Origin of the sequence: Stenotrophomonas pavanii (assembly GCF_900101175.1) — a bacterium.
GTDB classification, from domain to species: domain Bacteria; phylum Pseudomonadota; class Gammaproteobacteria; order Xanthomonadales; family Xanthomonadaceae; genus Stenotrophomonas; species Stenotrophomonas pavanii.
This window is the reverse complement of the sequence record NZ_FNFQ01000005.1, coordinates 276695-287499: the sequence shown is the minus strand read 5'-3', so window position 1 is coordinate 287499 and position 10805 is coordinate 276695. Positions and strand designations below refer to the sequence as shown.

Annotated in this window: 9 protein-coding genes and 1 rRNA gene; 3 read left to right on the top strand and 7 right to left on the bottom strand. The window is 68.3% G+C overall.

The window, feature by feature from the left end:
- Positions 1-189, bottom strand: a 16S ribosomal RNA gene (locus tag BLS66_RS11225); the annotation flags it as partial.
- Positions 190-827: 638 nt separating this feature from the next.
- On the opposite strand from BLS66_RS11225, the gene BLS66_RS11220 reads away from it, so the two are divergent.
- The gene (locus BLS66_RS11220) at positions 828-2015 is read left to right on the top strand and encodes a benzoate/H(+) symporter BenE family transporter (protein ID WP_074725880.1); all 1188 of its coding nucleotides are present in this window, start codon (positions 828-830) and stop codon (positions 2013-2015) included.
- Between the two features lie 9 nt (positions 2016-2024).
- Here BLS66_RS11220 and BLS66_RS11215 read toward each other — a convergent pair whose 3' ends face one another.
- The 5 genes from BLS66_RS11215 to egtB all read right to left on the bottom strand — a co-directional run bounded on the left by BLS66_RS11215 (position 2025) and on the right by egtB (position 7961).
- Positions 2025-2570: a DUF2628 domain-containing protein gene (locus BLS66_RS11215; protein WP_057495297.1), complete on the bottom strand. Its 546-nt coding sequence runs from the start codon at positions 2568-2570 to the stop codon at positions 2025-2027.
- A 71-nt stretch (positions 2571-2641) separates the two neighbouring features.
- A complete protein-coding gene (locus BLS66_RS11210) occupies positions 2642-3424 on the bottom strand; it encodes a GYF domain-containing protein (protein ID WP_074725879.1) in 783 nt (260 codons plus the stop codon).
- A gap of 26 nt (positions 3425-3450) precedes the next feature.
- A complete protein-coding gene (locus BLS66_RS11205; protein WP_083348160.1) occupies positions 3451-5637 on the bottom strand; it encodes a lytic murein transglycosylase in 2187 nt (728 codons plus the stop codon).
- 81 nt (positions 5638-5718) lie between these two features.
- Positions 5719-6693, bottom strand: coding sequence for an L-histidine N(alpha)-methyltransferase (gene egtD / locus BLS66_RS11200; protein ID WP_049470717.1), 975 nt, complete (start codon positions 6691-6693; stop codon positions 5719-5721).
- Entirely contained in the window at positions 6690-7961 is a 1272-nt protein-coding gene (gene egtB / locus BLS66_RS11195) for an ergothioneine biosynthesis protein EgtB (protein ID WP_074725878.1), read from the bottom strand. Before egtB ends, egtD begins: the two co-directional genes overlap by 4 nt.
- Positions 7962-8104: 143 nt before the next feature.
- Between egtB and BLS66_RS11190 the strand changes: the two genes are divergently transcribed.
- A complete protein-coding gene (locus BLS66_RS11190) occupies positions 8105-9385 on the top strand; it encodes a GGDEF domain-containing protein (RefSeq protein WP_049470711.1) in 1281 nt (426 codons plus the stop codon).
- 3 nt (positions 9386-9388) lie between these two features.
- On the opposite strand, the gene BLS66_RS11185 is transcribed toward BLS66_RS11190, so the two are convergent.
- Positions 9389-9781, bottom strand: a complete 393-nt coding sequence (locus tag BLS66_RS11185) for a YchJ family protein (RefSeq protein WP_049470708.1) — start codon at positions 9779-9781, stop codon at positions 9389-9391.
- A gap of 104 nt (positions 9782-9885) precedes the next feature.
- Between BLS66_RS11185 and BLS66_RS11180 the strand changes: the two genes are divergently transcribed.
- Positions 9886-10665: a sulfite exporter TauE/SafE family protein gene (locus BLS66_RS11180; protein WP_049470705.1), complete on the top strand. Its 780-nt coding sequence runs from the start codon at positions 9886-9888 to the stop codon at positions 10663-10665.
- Positions 10666-10805 lie beyond the last annotated feature (140 nt).

The window sequence follows — 10805 nt, the reverse complement described above, 5'->3', positions numbered from 1 at the left end:
GTAGGTCGTATGCGGTATTAGCGTAAGTTTCCCTACGTTATCCCCCACGACAGAGTAGATTCCGATGTATTCCTCACCCGTCCGCCACTCGCCACCCAGAGAGCAAGCTCTCCTGTGCTGCCGTTCGACTTGCATGTGTTAGGCCTACCGCCAGCGTTCACTCTGAGCCAGGATCAAACTCTTCACTTAAAACTACATGATCCGAAGATCAAAATTTAAAGCTGCAGATGATTGATTCTGGCAACGTATCGCTTGCTTTAAAACAATTAATAGTTGCTTGATCAAACGTCTGCAAGATGGACAATCATCCTTCCTGCAGGCGCCTTCACAAGATACCTGCGCATACTTTCAAAGATCCGGGGAAGTGGCCTCAGCGCCGTTCCCGTGTGCTGCGAAGTTTCCTTCGTAGCGAGCCGCCCATTATAGCCGGCTTTTCCGCTTCGTCAACACCTTTTTTCAAGGCCGCCTCACCGGGGTGGACGTTGTTGCCGATGCTGCTTCGTCGTTGGGCCCGAAGGCTTTTCGTCGTAGCGAGCCGCCTATTATGCCGGACTTTTCGAGTCCGTCAACACCTTCGTTCGATCAACTCGTCCGTCGGCGATGGCGTTGCTGAGCGCGTGTCGTTTCCGGGGAAGCGATGCGTTGCAGCAAGGGGGCGAATTCTAGAGATCCTGCGGATTTCGTCAAGGCTTTTCTTGCAGGGTGATGACGGAATCACCATCCCACCACCCATGACGTACGCTCGAAGATCACTGCGGCGTTGCCCGCGCGTTGCGCGGGCAACGCCGCAACCGCTATCAATGCAGGGATGCGAAGTGGAGAGAGCAATGAGCATGCAGTTGCAGCGCGCGTGGTGGCGCGATCTTTCGATGCCGGCAATCGTTGCTGGCTTCATCACGGTGCTGGTCGGCTTTGCCAGCTCTGCCGTGATCGTGTTCCAGGCGGCACAGGCCGTCGGCGCCAACCAGGCACAGATCGCCTCCTGGATGTGGGCGCTGGGGCTGGGCATGGGCGTGACCTGCATCGGCCTGTCGTTGCGCTATCGCGTGCCAGTGGTGACCGCGTGGTCGACCCCGGGCGCCGCCATGCTGGTGGTGGGTGCAGGCGGTGCCTCGCTGTCTGAGGCGACCGGCGCGTTCCTGCTCGCTGCCTTGCTGGGCACGCTGGCGGGCTTCTCCGGCATCTTCGCCCGATTGATGCAGCGGGTACCGATGGCGCTGGCCGCAGGCATGCTGGCCGGTGTGCTGCTGCGCTTCGGCCTGGACGTATTCGTGGCCATGAACACGCAATGGATCCTGGCACTGGCCATGTTCGCCACGTGGCTGGCCGGACGCCGGCTGTTTCCACGCTATGCGGTGATCGCCACGCTGCTGGTCGGCATTGCGGTCGCCGCCAGCCGCGGCCTGCTGCATGCCCAGCAGGTACACCTGCAACTGGCAGTGCCACAGTGGGTGACGCCTTCACTGTCGTGGACGGCGGTGGCCGGCATTGCCCTGCCCCTGTTCGTGGTCACCATGGCCTCGCAGAACATTCCCGGCGTGGCGGTGATGCGCGCGTCCGGCTACGACGCCCCGGTGTCGCCGTTGATCGGCTGGATCGGCGTGGTCAATACGCTGCTGGCGCCGTTCGGTGCGTATGCACTGAACCTGGCGGCGATCACCGCCGCCATCTGCATGGGCCGCGATGCGCACGAGGATCCGGCACGCCGCTATACAGCGGCGATGGCGGCCGGTGCCTTTTACATTGTCGTCGGGCTGTTCGGCGCCACGGTGGCGGCGCTGTTTGCGGCCTTCCCCAGGGAGCTGGTGGCGTGCGTGGCCGGCATCGCGCTGTTCGGCACCATCGGCAACAGCCTGGCCAGCGCCCTGGCGGTGGAGCGCGATCGCGAGGCAGCACTGGTCACCTTCCTGACCACCGCCTCGGGCGTCTCGCTGGCGGGCATCGGTTCGGCGTTCTGGGGCCTGGTGGCCGGTGCGCTGTGCCTGCTGGTGCTGCGCGCGCGGACACCGGCCTGATCCACCCGATCAGGCCGCCAGGCGGGCGACGCTGTTGATCACCGCGACGAACGCCATGCCGATCACTACCGCCCACACACTGGTGCCACCGCGCCGCTGCAGCTCAGTGCGGATGCGGTTGTGCTGCCCGGCATGGGCAGCCTTCACTTTGCCCAGCAGCCGCGTGCAATAGCGCAGGTACAGCGCATTGGCGGTCACCGCGATGGCAAAGCGGGGCACCGCCAGCAACACCACCGTGAGCAGCGGGCTGGCGCGGGCCGCCAGCAACGCGATGCCGAACATGGCCAGCTCGAAGAGGATGGCCGCCAGGTACATCTTCCGGTGCAGCAGCCAGTACATCGGCACCAGGAACGCGGGCCAGTGCCACGGCCGCGGAGGCTTCGGCAGCGGGCTGTCCAGGTGCCAGCGCTGCCGGTAGAGCGCCGCGTTGGGCCCCACCAGAAGGTTCAGATGGTCCGCATCGGACGGAGCCGTCGTGCCGTCCACCTCTGCCGCAGGCGCCAGATAGGGATTGTCATCGGCCGGGGCAACCGGCGGGGTATCCAGATGCATCATGTCGGCGATTCCTTGCCCGGGACGAACCTGCGGTAGCGGCAGGTGCGGGCAGATTTGAAGCCGCGTAGGCGTCAGCCCGCCATCGCCTGGCCCACCAGCATCATCGCAACGACCACGATGGCGACCATGGCCGCCCCTGGTGCGTTGGTATCACCCCGCGCGGCCAGCTCGCTGCGCAGGCGCGCCTGGTCGTTTCCCGCCAGCGCGCGCGCACGGGCGATCTCACGCTGGCAATGCGCCAGGTACCACCGGTTGGCATACACCGCAGCGAGGGTGTTGATCACGAGGGTGATGACCATCGAGACGCCTTCCGGTACGCCGAGCAGCGCCTCGGCGATGCTGAAGAACACCAGCATGCCGGCCCAGATCGCCGCCAGCGTGTACATCCGCCGGTACACCATCCAGATGACGCCGATCAGGAAGGCCGGCCAGTGCCAGGTGCCACTGCCTCCGGCAACGCCCTGGTCCAGCCGCCAGCGCTGGCGATAGATCGGAAAGTTGCCGCCGACCACGGCGGCGTACAGGGCGATGTCACCTTCCAGCGCTGGCGCTGCCGCAGGTGCCGCCACAATTGCCGGCGCAGCAGCGGGCGCACGGTAGGGGTCGGACGGATCGATGACCGCAGCGACGCTGCCGGAATCGGCGTGCACCGGCTCAACCGGCGGCGGGGACGGGCGATCCGGCGCCAACGACGGATCCAGTTCGGCCAGCGGCCGCCACGATGCCATCCCCTCGCGCCACAGCAGTGTGCGGGCGTTTACGGTCCCGTCCTGCTGCAGGCGGCGCAGCCCGGCCAGATCCACCGGTCCCTCGCTCTGCCTGCTGTTGGCGTACCACCACTGCGCGTCCTGCATGAAAACGTCCCTGTCGCGTTGATCCGTTATTTGTTGACTGGCGTCCAGGGCGCTGCGGACAGCGTCTGCGACAGCACGTGCCTGCCGCCGGGCGGCAGCGTCACCACGTCGGGCCCCGCGTTGGCCGCTTCCAGGCACACATAGTCGCGCCAGCCTGCACCGACGTCCGCCATCTTCGCTGCGGCCTCGGCCCCCGGGTTCCACGCAACCAGCGAGCGGCTTCCCTCGGTACGGATGTCGATGCGGCGCTTCAGCACCGGATCGCGCAGGACATAGTGGCCGCTGGCCTGCGTGTAGATGCGGTCGCTGCGGCCGGGGTCGCGCGGGTCGCGCAACGACCAGGGCCCCTGCTGCCGGCGCGGCTGCGCATAGTTCTCGAACTTGTCCAGATATTCCAGCCCGTCCACGCCATCCACGTCCACCGCGCTGGCGTCACCCACGCGGAAATAGTTGTGCAGCGCCTGGGTGATGCTGACAGGGGTACTGCCGGTGTTCTCGGTGATCAGCTGCTGGGTGAGCTGGCGACCCACGCGGACGATCATGCGCAGGCGCAGGTCCAGGCGCTGCAGGACCGGTGGCGCCAGGGTCAGCTCGATGCTTCCGTCGTCCAGGCGACGGGCCTGCTGCAGCTCCCAGGGCAAGGTGCGCACGAACCCGTGCGCGGGCACGTCGTTGCCCTGGCCCTGACGGCCGAAGTACGGCCAGCAGACCGGGCTGCCTCCGCGGATCGGCGTGGGCAGTTCGGCGCGCCGGGGAGACAGCCACATCAGGTCCGGCTGGCCCTTGGGCACGAAGGAAAGCAGTTGGCCTCCAAAGACGCTGATGGCCGCGCTGGCGTCGGCGGTGTCCACCAGCCAGGCATCGAGCCCCTGGTACTGCCCGCTGCGCAGGCCCTGGATCTGCTGCACGTTGGATCGACTCCTGATGGCCGGCGACTGCGCGGCGCTGTAGTTGCTGGGAAGCGTGAAACGGGTAGGCACCGGCGCGGTAGCCGGCGCGTCCTGCAGTGCACGCAGGATACGCTGTCCGGCACGCCCATCGGTATTGGCCCAGCCCAGGCGCTGCTGCTCGGCCTGGATCGCGCGTCGCGTGGCGTTACCGATCATGCCGTCGGCGGCACCGATGTCGTGGCCACGGGCCAGCAGCAGCGTCTGCAGCTGACGGCGCTCGTCGCGGCCGATGCCGGGATCATCGGTCGGCCAGGCCGTGGCCAGCCCGGCGCCACCGCGCAGCTGGTCGGCCAGCGTGGCGATCGCCAGCGCATAGCTTTCGGCGGCGTTGTAGCTGTAGATCGCATCGTAGTTGCGGAACACCAGCAACGCCGGCCCCTTGTTGCCAGCGGGCAGCAACAGGGCGGCACGTGCATCGGCGGGCAGGTTGGCCGGGGCCAGGGCACTGCCGTCCAGCGCGGTCACCCCCTGCGCGCGCCAGTCGGCCAGCGCACGGCGCTGGGTGCGGCCCGCCTGGCGGGCATTGAACCCGGCCGGAACGCGAACTTCCATGCCCCACGGCTCGCCACTGCGCCACCCCGCACGCTTGAGGTAGTTGGCGGTGGAGGCCAGGGCGTCGGGAATGCTGCCGACCAGGTCGCGGCGTCCATCGCCATCACCGTCCACGGCGATGCGTGCATAGGTGCTGGGCATGAACTGCGTATGCCCGAAGGCGCCGGCCCACGACCCGGTGAGCCCTTGCGCCTGCAGGTCGCCACGGTCGATCAGGGTAAGCAGCGCCAGCAGCTCGCCGCGGAAAAAGGCCTGGCGGCGGCCGGCACAGGACAGCGTGGCCAGCGACTGCAGCAACGGGCGCTTGCCGAACACGCGGCCATAGTCGCTCTCTACGCCCCAGACGGCGACGATGGTGGCGGGATCGACACCGTACTGCGCCGATACCCGATCGAGCAGATCGCGGTGCTGCCGCAGCTGGAGGCGTCCATCCTCGACGCGCTGGCGATCGACCAGCGCGGCCAGGTAGTCCCAGATCGGTGTGGTGAATTCCGGCTGCGCATCGAGCAGGCCGAGCACGCTGGGGTCCGCGGTGAGGCCGGCGGTGATTCCGTTGAATCGGTCGACGCTGATGCCCTGGGCTGCGGCGCTGGCCTGGATACCCGCCAGGCAGCGACTGAAAGCGGGATCACCATCGGCAGCAGGTGCCGCAGGCGGCGTCGGTGCCGAGGCGAGCGCGGCCACCAGGCCGAGCGTGGTCAGGATGGGCATGGCGTCCTCCGTGTTGCCGTTGCACGGCCATCTTAGAGGCAGCGCCGCCGGCGAACCTGAAGCGGGCGCGGCCGCTCCGCCCTAGACCGCGCGCAGCAGGCGCAGGCCGTAGGCGGGGCTTTCGGCGTCCCAGCGCTGCGAGACCTGCAGGCCGGCCTGCAGCAGCAGCGCCTCGAAGCTGTCGTCGGTGTACTTGTGGCTGTACTCCACGCGGATCGGCTCATCGGCAGCGAAGTGGAACGTGTGGCCATCCAGATGGACGTCCTGTGGCCAGCGGCTGACCAGATCGGTTTCGATGCGCAGCCGCGCGGTGCTGTAGCGCGCGCGGTGGCGGAAGCCGTCGAGATCGAAGTCGCTGCCGATCTCGCGGTTGAGCCGGTCCAGCAGGTTGAGGGTGAAGGCCGCAGTGACACCCTGCGCATCGTTGTAGGCCGCTTCGATCACTGCCGGGTCCTTGTGCAGGTCGATGCCCACCAGGGCGAGGCCGTCAGCGCCCATGGTCTGGCGCATCGCGCGCAGCAGCGCGATCGCCTCTTCTTCGACGAAGTTGCCCAGCGTGGAGCCGGGAAAGAACAACAGACGGCGCGCCGGCGCACGTTCCGGTGCGGGAACGGCGACAGGGCGGGTGAAGTCGGCACAGACCGGCAGCATCTCGACCTCAGGCAGCGCCGGCGCCAGGTGGTCGATGCTGGACAGCAGCGCGGCACGCGAGATCTCGATCGGGGTGTACGCCACCGGGTCCTGCAGTGCGGCCAGCAGCAGAGCGGTCTTGCGGCCACTGCCGCTGCCCAGTTCCACCACGTGCAGGCGCGGGCCGACCACGCGCGCGACGTCCGGCAACACCCGATCCAACAGCGCCAGCTCGGTGCGCGTGGGGTAGTACTCGCGGGTCTGGGTGATCTGCTCGAACAGGCGCGAGCCGCGCGCATCATAGAAGTACTTGGAGGGCAGCTGCCGCGACGGGCCTGACAGGCCGGCGAGCACATCGGCCAGGATCTGCTGCCGGCTGGGCGTGAGGTCGGTCAGCGCCTGCAGCGCGTCCTGCACCGTGCTCATGCCAGGTCCCTGGCCAGGCGCAGGCCCGAGAACTGCCAGCGCGCCGGCGGCATGAAGAAGTTGCGGTAACTGGCGCGCACGTGGTCGCGAGGCGTGGCGCAGCTGCCGCCGCGCAGTACCCACTGACCACACATGAACTTGCCGTTGTACTCGCCGAGGTTGCCGGCGAAGGGCCGGAACCGCGGGTAGGCGCCATACGCGCTGGCGGTCCACTCCCAGACATCGCCAAACAGCTGCCGCAGCCCACTGCCCTGCCCCGCCCGCGGGTGCAGGTGGTCGTCATCGGCGAAATGGCCATGCAGGGGCTGCGACGCGGCGGCGGCTTCCCACTCGAACTCGCTGGGCAGGCGCGCACCGGCCCAGCGGGCGCAGGCGTCGGCCTCGTAGTAGCTGAGATGGCAGGCCGGCGCATGGGGATCCAGCTCGCGCCAACCGCCAAGGGTGTACTCACGCTGCAGGGTCGCGTCCCAGTACAGGGGGTGCTGCCAGTCTTCTGCCTCGCGCAGCGCCCAGCCTTCGCTGAGCCACCAGCGCGGTTCGCGGTAGCCGCCAGCCTCGATGAACGCGCGGTACTCGGCATTGCTGACCGGGCGCTCGGCCAGTGCATGCGCCGGCAGCAGCACGCGGTGAGGGGGCGATTCGTTGTCGTAGGCGAAGTCGGCGTGCTGCGGCCATGCCGGGGCGCCGACGGTGACGATGCGTTCGGGCGATTCGATCCAGCCCTGCGCCGTCGCGACGCTGGCGACGGGCCGCAGGTCATCGCGGTAGGCCGGCTGCAGCGGATTGCACCAGAATGCGTGCTTGATGTCGGTCAGCAACAACTCCTGGTGCTGCTGCTCGTGCTGCAGGCCCAGCTGAAGGTGCTGCAGCGCCCGCTCATCCAGGTCACCGGCGGCCAACCGCGCCTGCACCTGGGCGTCGACCTGGTGCCGGTAATCCTGCACCTGCTGCAGCGAGGGCCGCGACAGCAAGCCGCGCTGTGGCCTGGCATGCGCCGGGCCGAGGCTCTTGTAGTAGCTGTTGAACAGGTAATCCCAGGCCGGATCATGCGCCGCCGCAGTGGCGAAACCGGCCAGCACGAAGCGTTCGAAGAACCAGGTGGTGTGGGCCAGATGCCATTTGCTGGGGCTGGCGTCGGGCATGCTCTGCAGCATGGCGTCCTCGGCGCTGAGCGGGGCGGCCAGTTGCAGGCTGCGCGCCCGCACCCGGGCAAAGTGGCGGGCGAGATCACGCTGCGGGGCAGCGACGGCGACGGGTACGCTGTCCATGCATACAGCATCGGCGCAGCGCGGTGAGTGCGACGTCATGGCCGCGCACCGCACCGTTCACACGGTGACGTATTCAAGAAGCTCGCAGGGACGCCGCTAACGGCAATGTTGCGGCCGCATCGTCACCGCACTGGACTTCCCGCGTGCCCCTGCATCCGCTCCGCCAGCCTGCGCATTACCTGTTCGTGCTGCCCGCCGTGCTGGTCGTTCTGGTGCTGTGGATGGCACTGGGCACCGAGGATGTGGCCAGCCCGGCGCAGCGCATCCTGCCCTGGCTGCTGGCCTGCCTCGGCGCGGGCCTGGCCCTGCTCTACCACCAGATGCGCACGCTGTGCCTGCTGCTGGTGGCGGCGGTGGCGTTCGCCCTGCTCCACCGCGACGTTGCGGGTTACCTGCACAGTGGCCATGTGGACGCCCTGACCCCGCTGCGCTTCCACGCGATCTCGGCGTGGCTGCCGCTGCTGTTCGCCGGGCTGGCGCTGTGGCCGGAACGTGGACGCCGCCGCCAGGACCTGCTGCTGCGCAGCGTGGTGTGGGGTGCGGCGCTGCTGGTCTTCCTGCTGCTGGCGGCACAGCAGCCGCAGGGCATGCACGATCTGTTGTCGAACCGTCACTGGCGCTGGATTCCCGCCGACTGGAACGCGCTGGCACAGCTGCCGGCACTGTTGTTCCTGCTGGCGACCGCAGCGCTGGGCTGGCAGGCCTGGCGGCATCCACGGCCGCTGCACACGGCCATGCTGCTGGCCCTGCTGTGCCTGTGGTGGATGCTGCCGCGGGTCTTCCTGCAGCCGGTGCTGCTGCCTGCACTGAGCAGCGCCGCGTTGCTGCTGATGCTCGGCGCGATGCTGCAGGAATCCTTCCACATGGCCTTCCGCGATGAGTTGACCGGCCTGCCGGGGCGACGGGCGTTCAACGAGACCCTGCAGCGGGCCCGCGGTACCTACAGCATCGCGATGGTGGACGTGGACCACTTCAAATCGTTCAACGACACCCACGGCCACGATACCGGTGACGATGTGCTGCGCCTGGTGGCGTCGCGGCTGGCCCGGGTCGGTGACGGAGGCCGTGCGTTCCGCTACGGCGGCGAGGAGTTCGCCGTCGTGTTCCTGGACCGCCCGGCGGAGGCCTGTGTCGATGCCGTGGAAGCGCTGCGGCAGCGCATCGAAGACACGCGCATGCAGCTGCGCGACCGCAGCACCCGCAGCCGTGACGATGAAACCGGCCGGCAGCAGCGCGGACGCGGCGGCAACGGCCAGGTGGTGCAGGTAACGGTGAGCATCGGGCTGGCCGACAGTGACGTGGATCGCCGGCCGATGGCGGTGGTCAAGGCGGCCGACCAGGCCCTGTATGTGGCCAAGGACGGGGGCCGCAACCAGGTGCGGACACACCGCGGACAGCGCGGCCTGGCCGTGCGTGGCGGGTAGGATTCAGACCGCGTCGAGGTAGTACCAGCGGCCGTCGATGCGTTGGAAGCGGCTGTGCTCGGTCATTTTCACTGCGCTGCCGCCGCCCACCCGGTAGCGCGCGGTGAAGCGGACCTCGGCACGGTCGGCGCCGGTGACCGTGTGCTCGTGCACGGTCAGGCCCAGCCAATGCGTGCGCTGCCCTGGCGCATCGTCCAGCGTCAGCTCGGCCGGACGCGTGTCCGGGTGCCAGGTCTGGCGCAGGTAGCCGGCCAGGCCCCGCACATAGGCGCTGTAGCGCGAACGCATCAGGTGCTCGGCATCGGGCGCGACGTCACCGGCATGGAAACGGCCGCAGCAGGCAGCGTAGTCGGCGGGCAGGCCGCAGGGGCAGGGATCGGCGGATTTTCGGCTCATGGCGGCATTGTCGCCGGGTTGCAGGCATTGATCCACGCGCGCGGCGGGCGCCGCCTGGAGCGGGACAGGCGTATGCTGTCGCGCCCCCCACCTGATGGATCGCCGTGCTGGACCTGGTTCCCCCCGAATTGTGGTGGCTGGTGGTGATCGCCTTCATCGCCGGTCTTGTGGATGCCGCCGTCGGTGGCGGTGGCCTGGTGCAGCTGCCGGGCCTGTTCACGGTGCTGCCGCAGCAGACGCCGGCGATGCTGTTCGGTACCAACAAATTCAGTTCGATGTTCGGCACGGGTGCGGCCGCCTGGCGTTATGCGCGCAACGTGCGCTTCCCGTGGAAGCCGGTGCTGTTCGCAGCCGGCACGGCCTTCGTCTTCTCCTTTGCCGGTGCTACCGCGGTAAGCCTGCTGCCCAAGGACGCGGTGCGCCCGCTGGTGCTGGTGCTGCTGGTCGCGATGCTGGCCTATACGCTGTGGAAGAAGGACTTCGGCGCGCTGCACCGGCCGCAGGAGATCGGCCGCCGTGAACTGGTGATCGCGCTGGCGATCGGTGCGGCGATCGGCTTCTACGACGGCTTCTTCGGGCCGGGCACCGGCAGCTTCCTGATCTTCCTGTTCGTGCGCTTCTTCGGCCTGGATTTCCTGCGCGCCTCGGCGGCGTCGAAGGTGGTGAACCTGGCGACGAACGTGGCAGCGATCTCGTTCTTCGTGCCGACCGGCAACATCCTGTGGCTGTTCGCGCTGCCGATGGCCGCAGCCAACATCATCGGTTCGGTGGTGGGCACGCGCCTGGCGCTGAAGGGCGGTACGCCGTTCATCCGCAAGCTGTTCGTGGGGCTGGTGGTGGTGCTGATCGCGCGGATGGCCTGGGATACGTTCCGCGGTGCGTGAATGCGGTTGCCGGCCAGCGGCCGGCACTACCGGGTCATGAACACCGCCCATCGGTAGTGCCGGCCGCTGGCCGGCATTTCCCATTCGATCGGGTCATGAACCCCGCCCATGGGTGGTGCCGGCCGCTGGCCGGCATTCCC